The 24,866-nt window shown below is 59.5% G+C and carries 23 protein-coding genes; 18 read left to right on the forward strand and 5 right to left on the reverse strand.

The window, feature by feature from the left end; translation table 11 throughout:
- Positions 1-2: 2 nt before the first annotated feature.
- From E4633_RS20250 to E4633_RS20265, 4 genes are all read left to right on the forward strand, one after another.
- Positions 3-1,703: an AAA family ATPase gene (locus E4633_RS20250; protein WP_135873155.1), complete on the forward strand. Its 1,701-nt coding sequence runs from the start codon at positions 3-5 to the stop codon at positions 1,701-1,703.
- The gene (locus E4633_RS20255) at positions 1,700-2,512 is read left to right on the forward strand and encodes a hypothetical protein (protein ID WP_135873157.1); all 813 of its coding nucleotides are present in this window, start codon (positions 1,700-1,702) and stop codon (positions 2,510-2,512) included. Before E4633_RS20250 ends, E4633_RS20255 begins: the two co-directional genes overlap by 4 nt.
- Before the next feature lies 1 nt (position 2,513).
- Complete coding sequence (locus E4633_RS20260; protein WP_135873158.1) at positions 2,514-3,977, forward strand: type I restriction-modification system subunit M; 1,464 nt, start codon at positions 2,514-2,516, stop codon at positions 3,975-3,977.
- A gap of 210 nt (positions 3,978-4,187) precedes the next feature.
- Positions 4,188-4,682 (forward strand): PIN domain-containing protein, encoded by a 495-nt coding sequence (locus tag E4633_RS20265; RefSeq protein ID WP_198419487.1) that lies wholly within the window; start codon positions 4,188-4,190, stop codon positions 4,680-4,682.
- Positions 4,683-5,428: 746 nt separating this feature from the next.
- Here E4633_RS20265 and E4633_RS20270 read toward each other — a convergent pair.
- Together E4633_RS20270 and E4633_RS20670 are read right to left on the reverse strand one after the other, a co-directional pair.
- Positions 5,429-6,106, reverse strand: coding sequence for an RtcB family protein (locus E4633_RS20270; protein ID WP_246038274.1), 678 nt, complete (start codon positions 6,104-6,106; stop codon positions 5,429-5,431).
- Between the two features lie 115 nt (positions 6,107-6,221).
- Positions 6,222-6,398, reverse strand: a complete 177-nt coding sequence (locus tag E4633_RS20670; protein ID WP_198419488.1) for a GSU3473 family protein — start codon at positions 6,396-6,398, stop codon at positions 6,222-6,224.
- Between the two features lie 248 nt (positions 6,399-6,646).
- On the opposite strand from E4633_RS20670, the gene rpsA reads away from it, so the two are divergent.
- Together rpsA and E4633_RS20280 are read left to right on the forward strand one after the other, a co-directional pair.
- Positions 6,647-7,849, forward strand: coding sequence for a 30S ribosomal protein S1 (gene rpsA / locus E4633_RS20275; RefSeq protein WP_135873159.1), 1,203 nt, complete (start codon positions 6,647-6,649; stop codon positions 7,847-7,849).
- A 3-nt stretch (positions 7,850-7,852) separates the two neighbouring features.
- Positions 7,853-8,080: a DUF3820 family protein gene (locus tag E4633_RS20280; protein WP_135873162.1), complete on the forward strand. Its 228-nt coding sequence runs from the start codon at positions 7,853-7,855 to the stop codon at positions 8,078-8,080.
- Positions 8,081-8,166: 86 nt separating this feature from the next.
- Here E4633_RS20280 and E4633_RS20285 read toward each other — a convergent pair whose 3' ends face one another.
- Positions 8,167-8,661 (reverse strand): BCAM0308 family protein, encoded by a 495-nt coding sequence (locus tag E4633_RS20285; protein ID WP_135873164.1) that lies wholly within the window; start codon positions 8,659-8,661, stop codon positions 8,167-8,169.
- Between the two features lie 770 nt (positions 8,662-9,431).
- On the opposite strand from E4633_RS20285, the gene E4633_RS20290 reads away from it, so the two are divergent.
- The gene (locus E4633_RS20290; RefSeq protein ID WP_135873166.1) at positions 9,432-10,097 is read left to right on the forward strand and encodes a protein-L-isoaspartate(D-aspartate) O-methyltransferase; all 666 of its coding nucleotides are present in this window, start codon (positions 9,432-9,434) and stop codon (positions 10,095-10,097) included.
- Here the strand turns inward: E4633_RS20290 and E4633_RS20295 are convergent.
- Positions 10,094-11,005 (reverse strand): RluA family pseudouridine synthase, encoded by a 912-nt coding sequence (locus E4633_RS20295; protein ID WP_135873168.1) that lies wholly within the window; start codon positions 11,003-11,005, stop codon positions 10,094-10,096. The two genes, E4633_RS20290 and E4633_RS20295, sit on opposite strands and share 4 nt — an antisense overlap.
- Before the next feature lie 135 nt (positions 11,006-11,140).
- Positions 11,141-12,430, reverse strand: coding sequence for a phosphopyruvate hydratase (gene eno, locus E4633_RS20300; RefSeq protein WP_135873170.1), 1,290 nt, complete (start codon positions 12,428-12,430; stop codon positions 11,141-11,143).
- Positions 12,431-12,677: 247 nt separating this feature from the next.
- On the opposite strand from eno, the gene E4633_RS20305 reads away from it, so the two are divergent.
- The 11 genes from E4633_RS20305 to E4633_RS20355 all read left to right on the forward strand — a co-directional run bounded on the left by E4633_RS20305 (position 12,678) and on the right by E4633_RS20355 (position 24,835).
- Positions 12,678-15,053 (forward strand): HD family phosphohydrolase, encoded by a 2,376-nt coding sequence (locus E4633_RS20305; RefSeq protein WP_135873172.1) that lies wholly within the window; start codon positions 12,678-12,680, stop codon positions 15,051-15,053.
- On the forward strand, positions 14,986-15,405 hold the full coding sequence (gene ybeY, locus E4633_RS20310; RefSeq protein WP_135873173.1) for an rRNA maturation RNase YbeY: 420 nt from the start codon (positions 14,986-14,988) through the stop codon (positions 15,403-15,405). The genes E4633_RS20305 and ybeY overlap by 68 nt, the downstream gene beginning before the upstream one ends.
- A 17-nt stretch (positions 15,406-15,422) precedes the next feature.
- Positions 15,423-16,130 carry a diacylglycerol kinase gene (locus E4633_RS20315; protein WP_135873176.1) on the forward strand — a complete coding sequence of 236 codons (708 nt, stop codon included), beginning with the start codon at positions 15,423-15,425 and terminating at the stop codon, positions 16,128-16,130.
- Between the two features lie 42 nt (positions 16,131-16,172).
- A complete protein-coding gene (locus E4633_RS20320) occupies positions 16,173-17,030 on the forward strand; it encodes a hemolysin family protein (RefSeq protein ID WP_135873178.1) in 858 nt (285 codons plus the stop codon).
- Positions 17,027-18,568, forward strand: a complete 1,542-nt coding sequence (lnt, locus tag E4633_RS20325) for an apolipoprotein N-acyltransferase (RefSeq protein WP_135873180.1) — start codon at positions 17,027-17,029, stop codon at positions 18,566-18,568. The genes E4633_RS20320 and lnt overlap by 4 nt, the downstream gene beginning before the upstream one ends.
- 55 nt (positions 18,569-18,623) lie before the next feature.
- A protein-coding gene (gene prfB / locus E4633_RS20330; protein ID WP_135873182.1) for a peptide chain release factor 2 occupies positions 18,624-19,740 on the forward strand; the annotation gives its coding sequence in 2 pieces (ribosomal slippage) (positions 18,624-18,692 and positions 18,694-19,740; 1,116 coding nt in all).
- Between the two features lie 40 nt (positions 19,741-19,780).
- Positions 19,781-20,587: an NlpC/P60 family protein gene (locus E4633_RS20335; RefSeq protein ID WP_135873184.1), complete on the forward strand. Its 807-nt coding sequence runs from the start codon at positions 19,781-19,783 to the stop codon at positions 20,585-20,587.
- Positions 20,588-20,704: 117 nt separating this feature from the next.
- A complete protein-coding gene (locus E4633_RS20340; RefSeq protein WP_135873186.1) occupies positions 20,705-21,946 on the forward strand; it encodes a DUF1015 domain-containing protein in 1,242 nt (413 codons plus the stop codon).
- 31 nt (positions 21,947-21,977) lie between these two features.
- Positions 21,978-22,448 (forward strand): FKBP-type peptidyl-prolyl cis-trans isomerase, encoded by a 471-nt coding sequence (locus E4633_RS20345; protein WP_135873188.1) that lies wholly within the window; start codon positions 21,978-21,980, stop codon positions 22,446-22,448.
- An 84-nt stretch (positions 22,449-22,532) separates the two neighbouring features.
- Positions 22,533-23,465, forward strand: a complete 933-nt coding sequence (locus E4633_RS20350; protein ID WP_135873190.1) for a hypothetical protein — start codon at positions 22,533-22,535, stop codon at positions 23,463-23,465.
- 86 nt (positions 23,466-23,551) lie between these two features.
- Complete coding sequence (locus E4633_RS20355; RefSeq protein ID WP_135873192.1) at positions 23,552-24,835, forward strand: class II fructose-bisphosphate aldolase; 1,284 nt, start codon at positions 23,552-23,554, stop codon at positions 24,833-24,835.
- Positions 24,836-24,866 lie beyond the last annotated feature (31 nt).

Consider the following 24,866-nt stretch of genomic DNA (forward strand, 5'->3'; position numbering starts at 1 on the left):
TCATGCGTTTGGACAAAATCACAATAGGAAGTGAGAAAGATAGCCCGGCTCACCAATTCAAGAACCTGAAGAACGTCACCATTGACTTTGACCAAGATCATTGGGTGACAGTTGTGATAGGTTGGAATGGAACCGGGAAGTCCAATGTTCTGGAAGCTTTGGCGATAATCTTCCGAGAACTGATCAGCAGTAAAAAGCCTAAGATCGATTTTGCTTTCAAACTGGCTTACCGCATGGGTGCAGGTGGTACCACACGGCACATTCACATAGACGCTGATCCTGATCGCGATAAAGATCCCTTCATAATCCATGTTGCAACAAACAAAGAGGCTCAGGGTAAAGGGGCAGAGGAGGGGGTATCCGCTCTCCGAGGCAAACGAATAAGACTATCCACGTTTGTTGCAGAGGATGAAATAAATCTGCCACGATATGTGTTCAGCTACTATTCTGGTGAAAGTACTCGAATGTATGAAGTTTTTCGGCCTTACCTGGAAAACTTCGATAGTAAGCTGCGAAAGGGCATTGACCCTGGGTTAAAACGTCTTTTCTACGCCATGCCGGTACACAGTCAATTTGTTTTGTTAGCATTTTTGATACAACAAAGCGACGTAGTCCGGGAATTTCTGGATGAGCATCTTGGATTGGATGCGGATGAGGGTATTGAATCCGTGTTGTTCGTATTGCGCGAGCCACCATGGAAATCAAAGGACGGCGATCCGCGCTTTTGGAATGCACGTGGTGTGGTCAGCAATTTTCTTGCGAAGCTTTACGACATTGCTCTAGCTCCGATCAAAGTAAGCCGCAATGTGGCTACCTCGATCTGGAATAAGGAAAAGTTGGAGTTCAAATACCTTTATGTTAAAGACATCCAGGCATTACGAATGTTGGTCGGAGACCAGACTCCGGCGCAATTCTTTCGTGATCTTGAAAGTACCTATGTCTCTGAACTATTTGAAGAAGTACGAATCCGTGTACGGCTTAAAAAAAACGACGGCAGTGTGACCTTTCGCGAACTGAGCGAAGGAGAACAGCAGTTGCTTACTGTACTAGGACTGATGTGTTTTACTGCAGAAAAGGAAAGTTTATTCTTGTTAGATGAGCCAGATACCCACCTAAACCCAAAATGGTGTGTCGATTATTTTGGTTATCTTCAGAAATTTGCAGGTTCAGATGCAACGAACCGTGAGACCAGTCATATTTTGCTGACTACACATAACCCATTAGCCATAGCAGAATTAGTCAAAGAGCAAGTGCAGATTTTACAACTCAAACATGGCGATGATAAGCGGTGCATTGTAGCCACCCATCCGGATATGGACCCACGTGGTCAAGGTTATGCAGCTATTGTTACAAGCGACATGTTTGGGATAGCATCATCACTGGATAAATCGACACAGGAACTTTTAGAAAGACAACGTCTTTACGCTGGTAAATCGAAATTGAGCGAGGAGGAGTTGCGCTCCCTAGATGAAATTAATACAAAGCTTGAACGCTTAGGCTTTCGATTCTTCCTCCCAGATGATGAGTATTCGAGGTACCTTCGCATTAGATTCCAGGTGTTAGAAGCTAAATTCGGGGCTGATAATGCTGAGGTCACCGCTAAGGTGCTTGCGATGTCACGTATTGAAAGGGAGGAACTGGCAAGTGAACTTATTGATGCTCTTGTGAAAGACGAAGATAATGAGCCGAAAGGGCAAAAATGAGATACATCGATATTGACGACCTGGTCTTGCCCGCTAACTGGAATGCCCGCGCTACTGCCGCTGCGGCGAAGGTTGCGCTGGGGGGAGATCCAGATGTTGACAGCCAAGTTTGGCGAGATTTGAAGGACGGTCTTGGGGACCTGTCAAATGATAAATGCTGGTATTGTGAAACGCCCATCCCCCGCTCTGATAACGCCGTTGACCATTTTCGTCCCAAAGGACGATGCAGCGACGCGGCTACAACCCACAACGGTTATCGATGGCTAGCTTTTGAAAAGACCAACTACCGTTATTCATGTACTTTTTGCAATAGCCGCCGAAAGGATGTTTCTCACGGCACCGTAGGCGGAAAAGCAGACAGATTCCCACTACTAAATGAAGCTAACCGTCTGTATGCACCGGGGCCACTTCATCAAGAAGAGCCAGCCCTTCTTGACCCTTGCGCCTTGGATGACTGGGAGCTGCTTGGTTGCCGTCAGGAGGATGGATCGCCATGCGCATCTAGCAATGATCCGATTGTTGAACAACGGGTACGTGCTTCAATAGAAGTTTGTCATTTAGACCATGAACCTACTTGTAAACTTCGACATCCTCTGGTTGTAAAACTCCTTAGCGAAGTTGCTCAAGCAAAGCGATTTTTTCCTTTAAGCAAAACAGATCCGGCAATGCGTCATGAGTTTTATGAAGTAGCTAAAAGAATAAAAAAGTCCATCGACCGAAAGTCTCCTTTTAGTGGAGAGTTAATATTTATCCTAAAAGGGCAGCGCCACACTGACCACCCCTGGATACAAAAAATACTGGAGTCTTAACGTGACATCTTCTGCTCTTGTTCAAAAACTGTGGAACTTCTGTAACACTCTGCGCGATGACGGCGTTGGCTATGGCGATTATCTTGAACAACTCACCTATCTGCTGTTCCTGAAATTAGCCCACGAGTACGCCCAAGAACCTTATAAGCGCGACACTCACATTCCTAAAGGTTACGACTGGCCGACGCTGCGATCTAAGAACGGCGCGCCTCTCGAAGCCCATTACATAGAGGTTTTGCAGAAGTTGGGTAAAGAAACGGGTATGCTGGGGGCAATTTTCTTCAAGGCCCAGAACAAAATCCAGGATCCAGCCAAGCTCTCCCGCCTGGTGCAATTGATCGACGCAGAAAACTGGATCAGCGTTGACACCGATACCAAGGGAGACCTCTACGAAGGCCTGTTGCAGAAGAACGCTGAAGACACCAAAAGCGGCGCTGGGCAGTATTTCACACCTCGGCCTCTGATCGATGCTGTGGTGGCCTGTGTAAGGCCCGAGCCGATGAGGACCATTGCTGACCCAGCTTGTGGTACTGGCGGCTTCTTCCTTGGCGCTTATAAATGGCTCAACCGCAAGGGCATAACTTTGGACAAAAAACAGAAGGAGTTTCTAAGGCGCTCGACATTTTACGGAAATGAAATCGTAGCCGGTACTCGCCGACTTTGCATGATGAACCTGTTTCTGCACAACATTGGTGATCTCGACGGAGAGCCCAGCGTGGACCGTGCCGACGCCTTGCTATCAGACCCAGGTAATCGCTTTGACTACGTGCTGGCAAATCCTCCTTTTGGCAAGAAGAGCAGCATGACCATTACCAACGAAGAGGGAGGAGAGGATAAGGATGCCCTGACTTACCAGCGCCAGGACTTTTGGGAAACTACCTCAAACAAGCAACTCAACTTTGTACAACACATTTGCACTATCTTAAGAGATGACGGTAAGGCTGCCGTGGTTCTGCCAGACAATGTGCTGTTTGAGGGAGGGGCTGGTGAGAAGATCCGTAAAAAACTATTGGAAACCTGCGATGTACACACCATCTTACGCCTCCCCACTGGCATCTTCTACGCGCAAGGTGTGAAAGCAAATGTAGTGTTCTTCGATAACAAGCCGAAAGATGGGAAAGTGCATACAAAGGGTGTTTGGTTCTACGATCTTCGCACCAACAAGCACTTCACCCTCAAGACCAGGCCGCTCAAAATCGACGACCTCAAAGATTTTATAGCCTGCTACAACCCTGACAATCGACATGAGCGCACAGCATCTGAGCGGTTCAAGTACTTTCCCTACGATGACCTTATTGCACGCGACAAAGCGAGCCTTGATATTTTCTGGCTCAAGGATGATAGTTTGGACAACCTCGATGAACTGCCGCCACCCGACGTCCTCGCGCAGGAGATCATCGAACACCTTGAGGCTGCCTTGAACTCTTTCCGGGATGTGGCTGCTGGATTGGCCAGCAGTAAGTAGATAGGTTGTTAATGAAAGGTAATTTGAAGATTTGATAAAGTTCACGTACTCAGTGTTGTACTGCAAATGCCGCAGGAGGTGAATGTTGGTATGGGCTGTTTGTTCTGCACGGAGTAGTCAAACGAATACCTTGCCCTAAGCTTAACGATTTCTGTCCGCTAGGCTTGAACCTTCACATTGTTATGTCGTTCCCCTAAAGGAGTTGTTCCAATGGACTTGGACTTAGATTATACATCCCTTCTTGCAGGCATTAGCATCACAGCAGTTGCGGGGTGGATCGGTTCCTTCTTCGGTTTACGGAAGGATGAACGTACTGTTCAGATGGAGCAGGTGACGAAGGAACGGACAAAGTGGCGGGAAAACATACGTAAACTTACAGAAGAAATAGTCGCCACATACCTTGGACACACCCCCACCAAGCCACAGGCAGAAAAAATTGCAACGTGCAGAAGTCGGTTGGCCACCTCTCTTAATCCGAAAGACCATAGTGATAATGAACTATTAGAGCACTTTGACATGCTGTTTAAAGGAGAGAGGACGGACATAACTCTCTTTACACACCGAATTGCCCTTCTTCTAAAGCATGACTGGGAACGAGTAAAGTGGGAGTGCACACCAATCTACATAAAGCCTTTCCTGGTTTTCAGTAAGAACCAACGCCTTCGGCGAAGGTCCGATTATCGGGAAATTGGGCCTAAAATATAAGTACAAAGGCTGTGATATCACAAGGTAAGTATGGGCGGGGACACAGGAACTTTTAATGCCCCCGCATGCGACCCTAGTTATAAAGCTGGTTCTTTGAATGCATCCAGATTTTACGGAGCTCGTTGTGGCCGATGCATATCAGGAAAAACACTCATTTCCACCCTCCCTCATGTTTTGGCTAATAACCTGGACGTTGCTGCAAAACTAATCCACGCCTTTCATCGAGCAGAATGCAGGAGTAGCAAGAGAATTCTTGGCTACCCACGTGTTCCGTCGGGTGTCCTAGCCTGTTGCTTGGCGCGAGCTGCCCCTCTCTGATTTAATCAGTTGCGAGGTAACTCAAACAGTATCGTACCCCACTTCACGAGGGAGGTCACGAACGGAAAAAAAGAGTTGCCATGCGACGTAGGAGACTTCCGCCGCCCTGTCTGGCCCTGTATCCAGAGCTGTCTTCATGGTCGATGGCTTTGCCGCCGAGCCCGGCACGGTGGCGGGGTTCCATATCAAAAGCTGCGGCGTCAGCAACGCCAATGTTATCGACACCGTCAGACGCGCGGTTATGGTAATTGTCCTGGCCCCTTCCCGCCGACTAGGACGACACCACCCTCTAAACCCTCCACCCCGCAGTTCCTCTCCCAAATCGGTTCATCCGCAGCGGGAATGGCGCAGCCTTCCTGAAGCTGACTATGACAAAGACATGCCCCCTGTGTGGTTGATAGAGTTTTACGATATGCGAGGCATAAAAGTCAGCTGTCAAGGTATGGTGATGTGGCTGCAAGGGTGAAAGGCACTAATCGTGACGTGTTTCTAAATAAAACGCTCCCCAAGGTGCCGAGCTGATGGTAACCGCGCTCGATCGCCTTCTCGCTTATGTGCGATGGATCGGCACCGGCAAAGCATCCCCCCTCCTCGGTCATCTCCAGGTCCTGCTCCGTCGCGAAGCCGTTTTTAAGGCACCAGCGCGACCCCTGCTGCACCACGGTGCGGAAGTCGTCCTGCTTCAGTTTCACGAACCCCTGGCATCCCACACCGGTCGGGATGCGGGCGAAGAGGCGGTCGACCAGTTGGTGGAGCTTCGGTTGGACTTCTTCGGCGGTGAGGGTGGTGAGTACGAGACGCATGCCGCAGTTGATGTCGAAGCCAATCCCCCCAGGCGAGATCACCCCCGAGCCTGGATCCATGGCGGCGACCCCGCCGATGGGGAAACCGTAGCCCCAGTGGCCGTCGGGCATGCAAAAGGCGTAGCGTTGGATGCCGGGGAGGGTGGCTACGTTGCTCACCTGCTCGAAGACGCCGGCGTCCATCTCGTTGACGAGTTTCTCGCTGGCCACGATCCTTGCGGGGACGAGCATCCCCGTCTTGTAGCTCACCGGGAGCTCCCAGATCGTGTCGGAAATGCGCTTGAGCGCGGCTGGTACGTTCATGGTTCCTCCGTCTTATGCTCGGCTGACGCTGCACCCTGGAGATGTTACCACACCTGTTCGGGGTTGCCGGGCATGAGGAGGCGCGCTGGGGGAGGGGAGACGGCGGGCTTTCGTCTCAGGCCGAGCCGGATGCAAAAGAGTGAAGAGGCGGCACGGCAGGCGCCGTTTCCTGTTTCACCCAGTGTTCCGACCTGTCATAGCCCAGGATGCAGCCGGTCTCCAGCAGGTGTTCGAGGTAGTAATCGTTGATGACGTCGTAGGTGAAATCGTCGTAACAGACAAGCACGCCCATTGGTCTCTCCTTCATCCGTGACAGTGGCTGTTTTTTATTCCTATCGGAGCAGGGACGTTAAGGCTTTAACTTCTTTTCATGGCGGCCTCTTTCTTTCCGCTCCCCCTGGTTTCCATCCCCTTACTCTGTCAGCCGAAGCGGAGCGCCAGAAAGATCTTTCAAAGCAGCTCAAGTAGTTGACAAGGGTACGGGGTCCCCTGTATGCTCCTTTGGTGCTAAAGCGCAACAAAACGTTCAGAGGTATTTAAATGGATATCGATCACAGGGAAGAGATGGAAAACGAAGAGGAGAGCTTTGCCGATCTGTTCGAGCGGAGCCAGAAGGACGCCGGCCGGCTTGAGCCGGGTGCCAAGGTCGAGGCGACCGTACTGCAAATCGCCAAGGACTGGGTCTTTCTGGATACCGGCCGCAAAGGCGAAGGGATCCTCGACATCAAGGAAGTCCTCGACGCTGACGGCAATGTGACCGTCAAGGTTGGCGACAAGGTCACCGCCTGGTTCCTCTCTTCGCGCAACAACGAGATGCGTTTCACCACCAAGGTTGGCGCGGGGAGCGGTCAGGCTGCCGGCAACGCGCAGCTCGAGGAAGCTTTCGCGGCCGGCATCCCGGTCGAGGGCGTGGTGGAGAAGGAAGTGAAGGGTGGTTTCGAGGTGAAGGTGGCAGGCTCGCGTGCCTTCTGTCCGTTCTCCCAGATTGCCCTGAGAAGGGTCGAGGACACCGCGGCGCTTCTCGGCAAGCACATGTCGTTTAAGATCATGGAATACTCCGAGAAGGGGCGCAACATCGTGCTGTCGCACCGTGCCCTCCTCGAGGAGGAGCAGCAGGCGCAGAAAGAGGCGCTCAAGGAAACCCTCAAGGTCGGCGACCGCGTGAAGGGGACCGTGACCTCGCTGCGCGACTTCGGCGCTTTCGTCTCCATCGGCGCGGTGGAGGGGCTTCTGCCCGTCTCCGAGGTTGCCTGGGCGCGCGTGAATCACGTAAGTGACGTGCTCTCCGTCGGACAGGAAGTCGAGGTAGTGATCAAGGGGATCGACTGGGACAAGAACCGTATCTCCTTCTCCCTGAAAGACACCCTGGCCGACCCTTGGGAAGAGGCGGCGGGCGCGTTCCCGGAAGGTTCCTACCAAAACGGCAAGGTAGCAAGGCTCACCCCGTTCGGCGCCTTCGTTACCCTGGCGGCCGGCGTGGACGGCCTCATCCATATCTCCAAGCTCGGCGCCGGCAAGCGGATCCAGCACCCCCGCGAAGTCCTCGCCGAAGGGCAGGAGGTCGAGGTGAAGGTCGAGTCGGTGGACCGTGATGCGAAGAAGATCTCCCTGTCGCTTGCTTCCGTGAGCCGCGCCCAGGAAGAGCAGACCGCCAGCATGGACGCCTACAAGAAGACGGTTTCCGAGGCCCCCAAAGGGATGGGGACCCTGGGCGACCTGCTCAAGGCGAAGCTGAAGGGGTAGCCCGTGGAGGAGCTTTTCCCTGATACGGACCGGCTGCTGCAGTTGGCCCGCACCAGGATGCCCTATGGGAAGTACGCCGGCGTGCTGCTCGTGGACCTTCCCGAGCCTTATCTCGTATGGATGAGGCAGAAGGGGTTCCCCGGAGGGGAACTCGGGGCGATGCTCGCATGCATGTACGAGGTGAAGGCAAACGGCCTCGAGTACCTGTTCGAGCCGCTGCGACGCAGGTAGCAAGTCTCATCCATCAGCAATTTACCCAAGAAAAAGCCCCCCTCGCCTGGCGAGGGGGGCTTTTTCTTTCCGAGCGGCGCGCTTTCCTAGCGCGTCCAGTCGACCCGGACCATGCGCTGGTCGTGGCTCCACTTGTAGTGAAGCTCACCGCGCTGCGACTTGTACAGCTCTCGCCCGATCTTCTGCGCCAGTTTGTCCTCGGTCGTGGTCACCACGATACCGCCATTCTCCTCCCTGATCTCCATGATGCGCCCGAGCGGGTTCTTTTCCCGGTGCTTCACCTCCTGCTGCTTCACCGTGTTCAAGATCTCCTCACGGTGCTGCGCGAGGAACGGGCCGGAGAGCGTCACCACGCCGGCGGGGTCTTCTCCGACGATGCGCCGGCAGGCGGGGCAGAGGACGTCGCCCTTTTGTGCAGCGACGCTTCCCGCCACGATCTGCCAGCGTTTGTTGTGGTAGACGATGCCGCAACCCTTGCACACGGTTCCGTCCGGCAGTCCGCGCTTGGGCAGGTAAGGCTCAGGGCTGCGGGCGGTCATTTGTCCCTTTTCCTCCATGGTTATTCTGGCTCCGCGTGGCATGGCAACCTCCATTCTTTTAGATTCGCCATAATTAGCGCGCACCCATTATAACACCCGCTTGCACCGCTGCATGGCGGAGGTCCGGTTTGCGGCACGAAAAGGCCGGTTTGCGGCACGAAAAAGGCCCGGTGCTTGATGCACCGGGCCTTAAAAAATGTAACTGGCGCCACTTTATGAGATCCTTTACCCCTATCCGTCGGTGGAAGGCGGGTACCGGGGGCGGATAACGCGCTCCGGCGGGACCGTGTTGCCCGTTGCTCCGGGTTCCTTCCCCTTTTTGAAGCGGTTTTTACGCGCATGGCGGATGAGATTATTTTAGGCCAATCGGCTTGATCTCCGTAAGCGCCAGTTACTGGCTCCAAAGTGCCGTAAAGGTTTATGTGAGACCACGCTCTTTTGTGAAGCATCTCCCCGGAAAACGCTTTAGGTAATTCCGTAGAAGCATCGGGAACTGCACACCACGTCTGAAACCTGGGAAATCATAAGTGTGGAATAACCTGGCTACCTCACGCCACCTTTACCTGTACTCCAGAGCTTTTTTCAAAGAGCCTTTCATCTGATTTAAGTCTACGCCTGCCCCATATAAGAGTCAACAGGTTGAATGTTACGCATTGTGGCACGTAATTAGTGAGTTCTAATGCCTTTGCCGCGCTTGCTTGATACTTGGCTGCGCGCCGTTACCGGCTACCAGATCCAGTCGCAGGTCGTCCGGGAACGTTCGGTTGAGACGACCGGTCCCTGTGGTAACATTGCGCCTTCGGGGGGATGCCATGACCAGCGACCTCAAGAGAGAATTGATGGCGAGGAAAGAGCGGATGCTGACCGATCACCTGGCGGGGCGCGGCATCAGGGACGGCGCCGTGCTGAAGGCGATGCGCGAGGTGCCGCGCGAGTCGTTCTTGCCGCCGGAGATGAAGTTTCTCGCCTACGAGGACGGCCCGCTGCTGATCCAGGAGGGACAGACCATATCCCAGCCGTACATCGTCGCCTACATGATCGAGGCACTGGAGCTCGGTGGGGCCGAGAGGGTGCTGGAGATCGGGACCGGCTCGGGCTATGCCGCCGCCGTGCTGAGCCTCTGCGCCGCCGAGGTATTCACCGTCGAGCGCCTTTCGTACCTTGCTTGCAGCGCGGAGGAGCGGCTTCGGGAACTGGGTTACCGAAACGTGACGGTGCACCTGGGTGACGGGACGCTGGGATGGCCGGAGCACGCCCCTTACGACGGCATCGTGGTGACCGCAGGGGCGCCCGAGGTGCCCGACACGCTGCTGGAGCAGCTCGCACCGGGGGGGAGACTCGTGATACCGGTGGGGCGCAGCCAGCACCTGCAGGAACTCGTGCGGGTGCGCCGCCTCGACGGGGGAGAGCTCCGCTACGAGGAGCTCTGCGGTGTCCGCTTTGTTCCCCTCATCGGGGCCAAAGGTTGGGGCGACTAGGAAAGGGTTGCTGCCTCGGCCGCGGGAATCTCGCCGAGCGCTGCCAGTAGGGCCTCCTCCCCAATGGAACCGAAACGGGAGGCGAGACGCAGCAGCTGCTCGGGAAGCGGCGCCGGTACGTCGATCTCCTCGCCGGTGGCCGGGTGCATGAGTGTTGTGCGGAAGGAGTGGAGCGCGTGGCCGGCGAAGCCGGTGAGGCTCCTGCCGCCGTAGCGCTTGTCACCGAGGATCGGGTGCCCGATCATACGGAAGTGCTGCCTTATCTGGTGCATCCTGCCGGTCAGCGGATAGACCGCCAGCAGGGCGACCCCGCCCCCCTGCAGGAGTCTCACGTAACTCGTCTGCGATTCCTTGCCGTCCAGGGCGGCATCGATGGTCCCCTGCTTCTGCAGCTTCCCCTCCACCACCGCGAGATACAGCTTTCCGAGCCCTTCCTCCTGGATCATCTTGCCGAACATGCCGGCGGCGACCGCGCTCTTCGCGAGGATGATCGCGCCGGAGGTCCCCTTGTCGAGCCGGTTGACCGGCCTGAGCTTTCCGGAGCCGTCCCGCTTTTGGAGCAGGGCCTCGGCGAGATCGACCAGGGTGATCTCCTCCGGGTCTTCGGTGCGATGCACGGCGATCCCGGCGGGTTTGTTAAGGCAGAGGATCCAGGTGTCTTCGAAGAGGATGTCGAGCTCCGGGGTGAGGCGGGCGAGAAGCGCGGTCGTCTTCGAGCTCTCCTTGATGGTGATCTGGTCGCCCAGACGGAGCAGCTCGCCGGGGTCGGCTGGAGCGCCGTTTAGCTTCAGGTGCCCGGAGGCGATGAGCTTCTTGATGTAGGAGGACTGGGCGCTTGGGAGCAGGTTCCGCATGAAGCTGTCCACGCGCCGCAAGTGGTCTTTGGCCGCTATCTGGTAGGTTAACATGGGACGGAGTATACCTTCATGAGGAAGAAGGCGCAAGGGAATCCGGGGGAGGGGGAGGGGGAGGGGCAAAGAAAAAGGGCGCACCCCGGTGGGTGCGCCCTCGATGTTACCGGAAGGTGCGGGAGCGATCAGCCCCTACTTCTTCACGTTGTAGAACACCTCGTGTCCCCTGAAGATGGCGACCTCGTCGAGTTCGTCCTCGATCCTCAGGAGCTGGTTGTACTTGGCGACGCGGTCGGTGCGGCAGAGCGAACCGGTCTTGATCTGGCCGGCGTTGACCGCGACGGAAAGGTCGGCGAGGGTCACGTCCTCGGTCTCGCCGGAGCGGTGCGAGATGACGCAGGTGTAACCGGCACGCTTGGCCATCTCGATGGCGTCGAGGGTTTCGGTCAGGGTGCCGATCTGGTTCAGCTTGATCAGGATGGAGTTCGCGATCCCCTTCTTGATCCCTTCTTTAAGGATGGAGGGGTTGGTCACGAAGAGGTCGTCGCCCACGATCTGGATGCGCTTGCCGAGGCGGTCGGTGAGTTTCTTCCAGCCGTCCCAGTCGTTTTCGGCCATGCCGTCCTCGATGGAGATGATCGGGTACTTGTTGACGAGGTTCTCGTAGAAGTCGACCATCTGGTCGGCGGTCTTCTTCGACTCCGCCTCGTTCTCCAGGGTGTACACCCCGTTTTCGAAGAGCTCGGAAGAGGCGACGTCGAGGGCGAGGACGACTTCCTCACCCGGCTTGTAGCCCGCCTTCACGATGGCCTCCATGATCACCTGGAGCGCCTCCTCGTTGGATTTGAGGTTCGGCGCGAAGCCACCCTCGTCCCCCACCGCGGTGTTGTAGCCCTTACCCTTCAGGACCGACTTGAGGGCGTGGAAGATCTCGGCGCCCATGCGGAGCGCCTCCTTGAAGCTCTTCGCACCCGCCGGCATGATCATGAATTCCTGGATGTCGACGTTGTTGTCGGCATGCGCGCCGCCGTTGATGATGTTCATCATGGGCAGCGGCAGTTCCTTGGCGTTGGCGCCGCCGATGTACTGGTACAGCGGCAGACCGACCTCGTCGGCTGCGGCCTTGGCCACGGCGAGCGAGACGCCGAGGATCGCGTTGGCGCCCAGACGGCTCTTGAACTCGGTACCGTCGAGTTCGAGCATCTTCTTGTCGATACCTACCTGGTCGGTGGCGTCCATGCCGGTGATCTCGTCGGCGATGATGTCGTTGACGTTGGAGACGGCCTTCTCAACGCCCTTGCCGAGATAGCGCCCCTTGTCGCCGTCGCGCAGCTCAAGGGCCTCGCGCTCGCCGGTAGATGCGCCTGAAGGAACCGCTGCTCTACCCATGGCACCGGAATCCAGGAACACTTCGACCTCGAGTGTCGGGTTTCCCCTGGAATCAAGGATTTCTCTGGCGTAAACGTCGGTTATCTGGCTCATCTCTCCCCTCCCTGCAATGGATTTTGGATTGTGAACGGGCGGCACCGCCCGTCTTAATGGAGTTCCGTTATATAACATAACGTGCCTCAAAGGGAAGGAACTTTTGTAAAAATTTGCTAACTTGCCGTCGTGACAGCGGTTCCCGAGTTTTCGTTTAGATTGACAGTAATCGAATAAAAGGGATATATTGTGCCCTTGCTGCTAGCCTTGCAGTCTCTGTCCTTACGACACGGGAACCATTGAAATAATGCCCACTGAAAGCGGCGATAAACAGACAAATCAGAAGAGCTCGCTGATCCGGTTGTGTGACAGCTGGATGGAAGCGGTCGCCCAAGGTTTCTCCTGCGACCGTTATGAGAAGCGCAGCCGCTTCATCATGCTCTTCCTCACCGCCTTATTCCTCACCCTGTTCATCATCCCGAGCCCGCAGTTCCTCTCGGTGCACTACCGGGAGGGGGATATTGCGACCTCCGACATCCGCGCCACGCAGGACTACCTCATCGAGGACCTGCTCCTCACCGAGAAGAAGCGTGCCGAGGCCGAGGCTGCCGCCCCCTTCGTCTATACGCTCGCACCCAACGGCAACATCGACCTGGTGCGCCGCCTGGAGGACGCCCTCGAGCTGATGGACGACGCCACCCTGCACGGCGAGGCGAGGCGCAAGGCGGTGATCGCGGCGGTCGGCGTGGACGTCTCTGCGCAGGAGCTGGCCGCGCTCTCGCGGGTGAGGCAGCAGCGTGCCTTCCTCTCCGACCTCGGGCGGCAGCTAGCCCCCTTGTACCGGCAGCGCATCGTGGCGGACAGGGGGCACTTCGCCGCGGACCTGCGCCACGGCATCGTGGTGGTGGACGAGACGACCAAGCAGGACGTGGCGGGAGGGGACTACTCCGCCAGCCTCGATCTCGCCGGGGCGCGCCGCGCCTTTTTAGAGCTGACCCTTACCCAGGGTGCTGCTCCCCGTGACCTCGAGACCCTGAAGGGGCTCGCGCTGCGCATGATCGCCCCGAACCTCACCTTCGACCGCAACGGCACCGACGAGAAGAAGAGCCAGGCGCGCGCAGCGGTGCGTCCTGTCCTCTTTAAGATGAAGCGGGGCGAGATGCTGGTCCGTGTCGGTGAGCGGGTCACCTCAGAGCAGGCCATGAAGCTGGAGCGGGTCTTCAGTGCGCGCAACAGCGCCCCGATCCTCACCGGCCTCGGCATCTTCGGGCTCATCCTGGTGCTCTGTTACGCCCCCTTCCGCTTCGGTCGCAAGAACATCAGGAAATTCAACCCGAGCAACAAGGACATCCTGCTACTGTCCCTTCTCACCGTGGTGAACTTCGGGGTGCTGAAGCTGGTCTCCACCGTTTCCACCGCCATGGGGGGGCTCTTCCCTTCCATCGACACGGCGAACTACTTCTACCTTTTCCCCTTCGCGGCCTCCGCCATCGTCGTCAGGATCATCCTGAACTCCGAGGTCGCCCTGGTCTACTGCGCCATCACAGCGCCCCTGACCGGGATCATGCTGAACAACTCGCTCCAGGTCGTCGTCTACGCACTTCTGGGGGGCATCGTCGGCGCTCACGGCGTGCGCCAGTGCAAGGACCGGGGGACCATCTACAGCGCGGGTCTCAAGGTCAGCGCGGTGAACATGGCGCTCGCCTTCTGTTTCCACGTCTACAACGACAGCCCGATCTCGCTGCAACCGGTTTACGGCATCGTCTTCGCCTTTTTAGGCGGCATCATCAACGCGGCCTACGTGTCCGGCATGATTCCGCTCATCGAGGCGCTGTTCCAGTACACCACCGACGTAAAGCTTTTGGAGCTTGCGAACCTCAACTCGCCGCTGTTGCGCGAGCTGATGATCCGGGCCCCCGGGACCTACCACCACAGCGTCCTGGTCGGCAACATGGTCGAGGCCGGCGCCGAGGTGATCAACGCGAACCCGCTGCTAGCCCGCGTCGCCGCCTACTACCACGACGTCGGCAAGTTGAAGAAGCCGCAGTACTTCATCGAGAACATCCACGATGGGGAGAACCGCCACGACAAGCTCTCTCCGAGCATGAGTGCACTCATCCTGATCTCGCACATGAAGGACGGCGTGGAGCTCGCCAAGGAGCACCGCCTGGGGCAGCCGATCATCGAGATCATCCGTCAGTCCCACGGCACCTCGCTTATCAACTACTTCTATCTGAAGGCGAAGGGGCTGGAGACGCCGGGTACCCCCCCTGTGGAGGAACGCGACTTCCGTTACCCGGGGCCCAAACCGCAGACCAGGGAGGCGGGGCTCGTGCTCTTGGCGGACTGCGTCGAGGCCGCCTCGCGCACGCTTGCCGATCCGACACCGGCGAGGATCCAGGGGCTCGTGCAGAAGATCATCAACAACATCTTCATCGACGGGCAGTTGGACGAGTGCGAACTGACGCTCAAAAACCTGCACGAGATAGCCAAGAGCTTCAACCAGATACTCGTGGGAATCTACCATCAGCGTATCGATTACCCCGAGCCCGCCTACAAGGAGAAGACGATTGCCAGGAAGCAAGAAGATATCGATAGCGAACCGCCAAAGGCGGATGCCGGTCGTGAAGACGGACCTGCGAAGGGTGGCACAGAGGATCTTAGACGTCTTGGGATGTCCTGAGGCGGAACTCTCGGTGAGCATCGTCGGGGACCGGGCCATCCGGGTCCTGAACCGTGAGTACCTGGGGCGTGACAAGGCGACCAACGTGATCTCCTTTGCCATGCAGGAAGGGGAGTTCGGGGCCATCAACCCGGAGGTGCTGGGGGACGTGGTGATCTCCGTGGACACCGCGGCGCGCGAGGCCGAGGAGTCCGGCGACACTTTTCTGGGCCGCCTGTACTTCCTGCTTATGCACGGCATCCTGCACATCACCGGATACGACCACGAAAGAAGCGGTGAGGCCGAGGCCGCGCGCATGGAGGCGAAAGAGCGTGAGATCTTCGCCCTGCTCGTCGAGGAAGGGCTTGTCTAGCCTGGGAAAACGGTAGCATGAAGCCGACCCGCTTCATCGACTCGGTGAACTGCGCGATCGAGGGGATACTCCACGCGACGCGCACGCAAAAGCACATGCGCTACCACTTCCTGGCGGCGCTCGCCGTGCTCTTCACCACCCTTTTGCTGCGGGTCTCCTCCATGGAGTTCATGCTGCTCGCCCTGGCGGTCAGCTTCGTCCTCTTCGCCGAACTCATGAACACGGCGGTCGAAATCGTGGTGGACATGATTTCGCCCGGGTACCACCCGCTGGCAAAGCTCGCCAAAGACGTCGCCGCGGGCGCCGTGCTCGTGGCGGCCTTCGGCACCGCCATCATGGGGTACCTGGTGCTCGCCAGGTACGTGCTTCCCTGGCAGAAAGCGGGGCTCGAGATGATCGGTACCGAATCGGAGACGGGGATGGTGGTTTCGGTGGTCCTCGTGCTCATCGTCGTGGTGATCATGAAGGCGCGCGGCGGCACCGGGACCCCGCTCGAGGGGGGTGGCGTGAGCGGGCACTCGGCGGTCGGCTTTTGCATCGCCACCTCGGTCGCGCTGCACACCCAGGACCCGCTCATAGCGGTTTTTTGTTTCATCCTCGCCGCCATGGTGAGCCACTCGCGTCTTCTTTTGAGGATCCACCGTCCCAGGGAAGTCGTGGCGGGTGGGCTCGTCGGGGTGGCGATCACCGTGGCAGTGCATCTGCTGTTCCGCGCCTTCGGGTGAAAGTCTTGACCGACAACGCAGCAACAGTAAGGAGAAACATCCTTGGAAGAAGGTAGCGGACGCAAGGGACAGGGGCTCATCGAATCCCTGACCCGGCTCTTGTACGGCAAAAAGAGGGTCACCGGGGTCGAGATCCAGGAGATCATGGACGCCGGCGAGGAAGAAGGGGTCATCAACCAGGAGGAGAACGCGATGATCCGCTCCATCCTCACCCTGGGTGACTCGATGGTGCGCGAGATCATGCTGCCGCGCATGGAGATGTCCTGCGTTTCCATCCAGGACGAGGTGAGCGAGGTGCTGAAATCGATCATCGCCTCCGGCCACTCGCGCCTGCCGGTCTACGAAGGGACCATCGACAACGTCATCGGCCTCATCTATGCGAAGGACCTCCTGAGGTACTGGGGCGAGCCGGACGACGCCATCGAACTGCGGAAGCTGATCCGTGCCCCCTTCTTCGTCCCGGAGACCAAGAACCTGGAGGAGCTGCTGCACGACTTCAAGAAGCGGCGCGTCCACATGGCGGTGGTCATCGACGAGTACGGCGGCACCGCGGGGCTCGTCACCATCGAAGACCTGCTCGAGGAGATCGTGGGGGACATCCAGGACGAGTACGACCTCGAGACCGAGCGCCTCTCGGTGCAGGGGGACGGCTCCATCGTCGCCGACGGCAGGCTCACCATCGAGGAGGTGGAGGAGCACTTTCACGTCTCCATCGAGAAGGACAACTTCGAGACGGTGGGGGGGCTCATCTTCCACCTGACCGGCCGCATCCCGCTGGCGGGCGAGGTGATCGAGAGCGAGACCCTGATCCTCACCGTGCTCGAAGCGGACGAACGCCGCATCGCGAAGGTGCACATCGCCCGTAAAGAAGAGCTGGAACGGGAGTCCGAGGAGTCGTGACCGGCATTACGGTGAACCCCGGCGCGACGACCGCGGGGCGCTATCTGCTGGCGCTTTGCTCGGGTGCGCTGCTCGCGGTTTCCTTTCCGCTTCCCGGCATTTCGGTGCTGGCGTGGATCGCCTTCGTGCCGCTGTTTGTCGCCGCCGACGGCGTCTCCCAAAGGACCGGGTTCCGGCTCGGGTTCGTCGCCGGCAGCGCCGCTTACACGGCGCTTCTGTACTGGCTGAACGTGGTGATGATGGGGTACGGCAAGCTGCACTGGAGCGTGAGCGGCACGCTCTTTCTCCTGCTCGCAGGCTACCTTGCGCTCTACCCGGCTGCGGTCATGTGGATGGTGCGGCGCTGCGAGGAGAACGGCATCCCGCTTCTTTGCTCCTTTCCGCTTCTGTGGGTCACGGGGGAGGCGGTCCGCTCCTATGCGTTCACCGGTTTTCCGTGGGCGAACCTCGGGTACTCGCAATACCGCACCCTGCCGCTCATCCAGATCAGCGACCTGACCGGCGTGTACGGGGTGAGCTTCCTGGTCGCCTTCGCCAACGTGGTCTTTTACCGGATCTGGGGTTCCATGCGGCATAAAAAGCCCTACCCGGTGCGCGCGCTCATCATGCTGCTGCTGCTTCTTGCCGCCACCATGGTGTACGGCGTCGCCCGGCTCACCCGTGCCGATAAAGGTGTGACGCAGCGGGTGCTCATGGTGCAGGGGAACATCCCGCAGGACGTCAAGTGGTCCCCGGCCTGGCAGGACGCCACCGTGAAGACCTACGAGCGGCTGACCCGCGAGGGGTGCCGCGAACCCGGGACGCTCGTGATCTGGCCCGAGAGCGCCCTGCCGTTTTTCCTGCAGCAGGAGCCCGCCTATGCGGAGCGGCTCAAGAAACTCGCCAGGGAACTGAAGAGCCCTATCGTGGTGGGAAGCCCCGCCTTTGAAGAGGAGGGGGGGAAGGTGCGCTATCTGAACAGCGCCTTTCTCGTCACCGAACAGGGTGTCGTGGCCGGACGAAGCGACAAGGTGCACCTGGTCCCCTTCGGCGAGTACGTGCCGCTTGCTCCGCTTTTGCCGTTCGTGAACAAGCTGGTTACCGGGATCGGCGATTTCTCTCCGGGCAAAAGTGGCCAGGTGCTCGCCTCTTCCGCGGGAAAGCTCGGCGTGCTCGTCTGCTTCGAGGGGATCTTCCCTGAAATCGCCCGTGCCTACGTCGCGCAGGGTGGCGGGCTCCTGGTGAACATCACCAACGATGCCTGGTTCGGGCGCACTTCGGCACCGTACCAGCATCTCTCCATGACCGTGTTCCGGGCCGTGGAGAACCGGGTCCCCCTGGTGCGTGCCGCCAACACCGGGATCAGCGCGGTGATCGACAGCAAGGGGCACATCCGTGGGGTGACGCCGCTGTTCCAGGAGGGAACCCTGGCCGGGGAGATCCGCACCGGCGCGCGGGGGACCTTCTATACCCGTTTCGGCGATCTCTTCGCGCTGCTTTGTCTCTCCGGGAGCGCGGGGATGGCGGTCGCATGCTACCGTCGTAGAGGGCGGGACTGATTTTTGACAACAACCAATATCGCCTGAAGGCGATGCGACATGAGGAGCCGTACCGATGTTCAGAGAAGAAATAGCCAAGATAGAAGAGCTCGTGGAGCGTATCAACAACCTCCGGGGGTCTCTTTGACGTAGATGACAAGAGGGAGCGGATGCAGGAGCTCGAGGAGGTGACCGCCCGCCCCGATTTTTGGAACGACGCCGAGAATGCCCAGAAGGTCCTCAAGGCCAGGATGGCCATGGAGAAGGACGTCACCACCTGGGAATCGCTCGAGCGGCAGGCCGGCGACATCAAGGAACTGATCGAGCTGGGGAGCGAGGAAGAGGACGAGGCGACCCTTGCCGAGGTGCGCGCCATGAACGCGCAACTGGAGACCGGGGTGAGCCAGGCGGAATTCCGTCGCATGCTCTCCGGGCCGCACGACGCCTCGGGCGCCTTCGTTTCCATCAACTCCGGTGCAGGCGGGACGGAGTCGCAGGACTGGGCCGAGATGCTCCTGCGCATGTACCTGCGTTACTGCGAGAAGAAGGGGTGGAAGACCGAGATCACCGACTACCAGGAAGGGGATGGGGCCGGGGTCAAGGGGGTTACCTTCGCGGCGACCGGCGAGTTCGCCTACGGGTACCTGAAGGCGGAGGCGGGGATCCACCGCCTGGTGCGCATATCGCCCTTTGACAGCTCCGCCCGGCGTCACACCTCGTTCGCCTCCGTGTTCGTCTTCCCGATCCTGGAGGAAGAGGACATCGACATCAAGATATCGGAGAGCGACCTGAGGGTCGACACCTACCGCTCCTCGGGGGCCGGCGGTCAGCACGTCAACACCACCGACTCCGCGATCAGGATCACCCACCTCCCCACCGGCACCGTGGTGGCCTGCCAGAGCGAGCGGAGCCAGCACATGAACAAGGCGACCGCGATGAAGGTGCTCCGCTCCAAGCTCTACGAGTTGGAACTCAGGGAGCGCGAGGCCAAGGCGGCCGATATTGCCGGTGAGAAGAAGGAAATCGGCTGGGGTAGCCAGATCCGCTCCTACGTGCTGCATCCCTACAAGATGGTGAAGGACCTGCGCACCGGCGTAGAGAGCGGCAACCCCGACAACGTGCTGGACGGCGCTCTGGACGACTTCGTGGTCCCCTACCTCATGGGCGTGCGCCGCGAGACGAGCGACATCTAGGGGCGGGTTTCCGGGGCGGGAGCCCTGACAAGGAACGATAATGCTTAAGACGGTAAGACTTTTAGTCATATATCTATTGCTGCTGGCCCCCGCGGCCACCGGCTGCGCCGCCCAGCGTGCGGGGCTCACGAGCGTTGGCTTCGCCATCCAGGTGGGCGCCTTCTCCGACGTGAGAAACGCCGAGCGGCTGACCAAAAAACTCCAGGAACAGGGCATCGAGGCCTTCTACTTCAAAAGGGAAAACGGCATCTACGCCGTGCGCTTCGGGGACTTCCCCCGTCGCGACGATGCGCGCAAGGCGGCGCAGAAGCTCGTGAAGGAGAGGACCATCGGCTCCTACTTCATCGCCGCGCCACAACCCGAGCGCAGCGCCGCGCTGCGCGAGACCGTGATCGAAAAGGCGCCGTCCCCCTCGATCACCAAGCCGGCGAAGCCCGCGAAGAAGAAGGAAGAGCCGGTGAAGCGCGACCGCAGCGACATGGGCGGGATCGCCGCCCGGACCGCCGAGCGTTTCGTCGGTATCCCGTACCGTTGGGGCGGGGACACCGTGGTGGACGGCATGGACTGCAGCGGCTTCGTGCGCGCCGTCTACAACCTGTGCGGCGTCAACATCCCGCGCACCTCGCGCGAGCAGTACCGGGTGGGTGACGCCGTCGGGCGCGAGGAGTTGAAGGACGGCGACCTGGTTTTCTTCGGGGGCTCCCCGGACGAGATCAACCACGTGGGCATCTTCGTCGGCAACCGCCGTTTCGTGCACGCCCCGCGTCGCGGCGACGACATCAAGGTGAGCTCCATGGACGAATCCTACTTTCAGAAGAGGTTCGTCGGCGCGAAGCGATACTTTTAAGCCGACGCCGTTTCAAGCCGATGAGAGTGCGGTACCTGAAACAGAGACAACCTAGAACGTAGAACATAGAACCTAGAACATAGATTGTAGAACGAGAATTAAAAGACAGGAGCAGTTATGGCATTTATCAAGCCGTTCAAGGCGGTGCGCCCCAAGAAGGACCTGGCGGAGAAGGTCGCCGCTCTTCCCTATGACGTGATGAACACGCAGGAGGCCATGGCGATGGCGGCCGGCAATCCGGCGAGCTTTCTGCACATCTCCCGCCCGGAGATCGATCTCCCGGAAGATATCGACGTGCACTCGGACCCGGTCTACGTGCAGGGACGCGAGAACCTCGCGAAGTTCATGAAGGAAGGGGTGCTGCTGCAGGACGACACCGAGCGCTACTACGTGTACCGCCAGAAGATGGGCAACATCACCCAGACCGGCCTCGTGGTCTGCGCCGGGGTCGACGACTACCAAAGCGGCACCATCAAGAAGCACGAACTGACCAGGGCGGACAAGGAGGAGGACCGCGTAAAGCATATCGACGCGCTGAACGCGAACGACGAGCCGGTCTTCTACACCTACCGCAACGCCCCGGCCATCACCGCGACCATCGACCAGGTAACCAAGGGTGAGCCGCTTTACGACTTCACCACCGACGACGGCGTCTCCCATACCCTGTGGGACATCGCGGACCAGGCGCTCATCGACTCCCTGACCGCAAGCTTCGCCGCGATCCCGACCCTCTACGTTGCCGACGGCCACCACCGCAGCGCCGCGGCGAGCCGGGTGCGCGACCTGAGAAAGGACGCCAACCAGAACCACACCGGCAGCGAGGAGTACAACTTCTTCCTCACCGTCATCTTCCCGGACAACGAGATGACCATCATGCCCTACAACCGGGTGGTGAAGGACCTGAACGGCCGCAGCTTCGCCGAGTTCATGGCGCGCGTCGGCGAACGCTTCGAGGCGACCCCGGTCTCCGGCGCGGTGCAGCCCGGCGAGCGGCACCAGTTCGGCATGTACCTGGGGGGGAAATGGTACGTGCTCGTCCCGCGCGAGGACTCCTTCCCGGAAAACGATCCCGTCGCCTCCATGGACGTATCCATCCTGCAGGACAACCTCTTGAGCCCGGTTTTGGGCGTGCGCAACCCGCGCACCGACCAGCGCATCCACTTCGTGGGCGGGATCCGCGGCGTCGAGGAGCTGGAGCGGGTGGTGAACTCCGGCGAGTACATGGTCGCTTTCTCCCTGTTCCCGACCTCGATCGAGGAGCTCATGTCGCTCGCGGACGAGGACAAGATCATGCCGCCGAAGTCTACCTGGTTCGAACCGAAGCTCAGAAGCGGACTCTTTGTCCACCTGCTGGATTAAAACGATTAATCACACCTGACGGAGGAGATTGATGCGTAACGTTGAGAAGTTCCTCGTGCTGCTGCTGCTCATGGCGGCGGTGGCCATACCCGCCTGCTCCCAGAAGGAACCGACCAAGCCGGCGGCAGCCGAAAAGACAGAAAAGAAAAGTGCAGCCGGTGCGGTGACCACCGCTTCCGGCCTTTCCTACACCGATCTCGTGGTGGGGACCGGCGCGTCGCCCACCTCGGGCAAGAGCGTCACCGTCCATTACACCGGGACACTCGAGAACGGCACCAAGTTCGACAGCTCGCTCGACCGCGGCCAGCCCTTCGTCTTCCGGATCGGCGCGGGCGAGGTGATCCCCGGGTGGGACGAAGGGGTGATGTCCATGAAGGTCGGCGGCAAGAGGAAGCTCGTCGTCCCGCCGCAACTTGGCTACGGGGCGAACGGCGCCGGCGGGGTGATTCCCCCCAACGCGACCCTGGTCTTTGAAGTGGAGCTTCTGGATGTAGAGAAGTAAGCGGCGCGGCTCCTTGCAATGGCTCGATGGGGACTGTAAAGTTGTCCTCTGTCTTTTCATCCCAAGCCGTCAGCGAGGTGCCGCATGCGCCTTCTCCCGCTCGCCGTTCTCCTTCTTTCGTCCCTGCTCTGCCGGCAGGCGTGCGCCGGGACGAAGAGCGTCACTTACTTCACCGACGGAGCCCGGGTGGAGCAGGAAGTGGGTGCCCCCGGCGGCTACGCGGAGCTACCTCTTCCCGAGAGCTTTGCCCCCGGCTCGCTCAGGGTGAAGGCCCCCGGTGGGACGGTGCTGCGGGTAGAACTGGTGCCGGCCGAACAGGACCGGCGCCGCTCCGGCGAACTGGCGCGGCTCAAGGAGCGCCGGGGTGAACTGCTCGACCGGATGGCCGCGCTTGACCGGCGCGAGGAGATCTTCAGCGCAGCGGCCAAGTCGCAAAGCGGCAAGGCGCCGCGCAGGACCAAGACTAACCCCGATCCGGTCGCCGCCCTGCAGCAGGGTACCGACTTCGCCTTGAGCCAGATGGAGGCGGTACTGCGCAGCAAGCGCAAATGCCGCTCGGCCCTCGACGCCGTGGAGCGGGAGATCGCGACCGCCGGCAAGGGGGTGGCCTCGGCGCGCATCTGGGTGACCGGGAGCAGGGCGCGGGTCTCCTACCTGATGCGCGATGAGCGCTGGACTCCGAGCTACGACCTTCGCCTCTCCGGTGAGGGGCGCGGCGAGCTTTTGCTGCACGCGAAGCTTCCGCCGCGCGATAAGGGGGTGCAGTGCTTCGTGTCGCGCGGCAGCGCGGCGCAACCGATGAGCGCGGAAACGGTGCGGGGCGATTTCCCGGTCCTCGCCCGTTACCCGCTAGCCGTCATCGCCGCCACCGGGGACAGGCTTCCGGCACGCTTCACTTTCGCCGCAGTCGAGTCCGGCCTCCCTCCGGGCGAAGCCTCACTCTACTGGAGTGGCGAGTACCTGGGGAGTGCCCAGTTCCGCGGAGGAGGGTCCACCGAGTTCATCCTGGATCGGTAGCGAAGGCTCTTGCCTTTGCATGATTAAGATGCTATAAGGAAGCGGCTTTTTGCCATGAATTGCTATTCCCACCAAAAGGAGGAGATATGACTGCATTATCTTCAGATTTCGTCAAAGCGCTTGAAGTCGGGCGCCCCCCCAACGTAGCGAAACTCTTCCCTAACTCCAAAGCACTGCTCGTAAGCGGCAAGGTCATCGACCGCGCCATGAACGCCAAGGGACACGCCCTGGCCCTGGCCGCCAACGGCCGCAACCACTTCGTCATCCGCGGCGTGCTCGCCGCGGCCCAGAGGGCCAACGCTGCCGTCCTCATCGAGATTGCCAAGAGCGAAGGTGGGCAAAAGGCCTACTGCCCGGTCAACTACTGGAACATGGCGCGCCAGGTCGACGCCGTAGCCAACGAGCTTGGCATCACCATTCCGGTTGCCATCCACGCCGACCATTACGGCATCAAGGGCGAGGGGGACGTGAAGTCCGCCAAGGTCGAGATCCCGAGCATGTTCGACGCCGGCATCACCTCCATCGCCATCGACGCGTCCCACCTGCCGGACGAGGAGAACCTCCTCGCCAACCTCGAGCTGAACAGCGTGATCCCGGCTTGGGCCGGTCTCGAGACCGAGGTCGGCGAGATCAAGGGCAAGGAGGGGCTCTCCACCGTCCCCGAGGCGCTTTTCCTGATCCGCGGCCTGAACGCGCATGACATCTTCCCGGACTGGATCGCCCTCAACAACGGCACCACGCACGGCATCGAAGCCTCTGACGCCGGCATCCAGGTTGAGCTCACCGCCGAGATCCACGAGGCGATCAAGGCATACGGCGTGAACGGCGCCCAGCACGGCACCTCTGGAAACAGCTACGAGAGGCTGCGCCAGATTGCACAGAACACCCGCACCACCAAGGCGAACGTGGCCACCGCGCTGCAGTTCATCTCCTGGGGGCTCGAGGTGAACGAGTACGGCAACGCCAACCTCGACGCGAACGGCAACTTCATCAAGGTGAAGGGCGAGGGGATGAGCGAGGAGCTCTGGGCTGAGATGGTCGCCTTCGCCGATTCCAAGGGGTGGAAGAAGGGTGATTACAAGAACCTGAACCTCCAGTTCGAGAACAAGCTCCTGGCTCAGACGAAGGAAGTGCGCGAGCGGATGTGCAAGAGGGTTGAGGACTTCGCCTACAACCTCATCACCAACGTCTTCAATTCGGCCGACACCGCTCCGCTCGCCATCGAAGCCATCGTCAAGGCCGGTTCCTACGATCTCGGCCCGAAAGGAAAGCGCATCGAGAACCCGGCGGAGTGGACCAAGGAGCAGCTTCCCAAGCAGGCTAAGGGGCTCTCCCGTGACAAGGGGCCCGAAGGGAACTTCGAGGACTAGCAGCATGCAGCAGGCAAAAAAAGAGGGGGCC

This window comes from Geomonas terrae, from assembly GCF_004791675.1.
GTDB classification, from domain to species: Bacteria; Desulfobacterota; Desulfuromonadia; order Geobacterales; family Geobacteraceae; genus Geomonas; species Geomonas edaphica.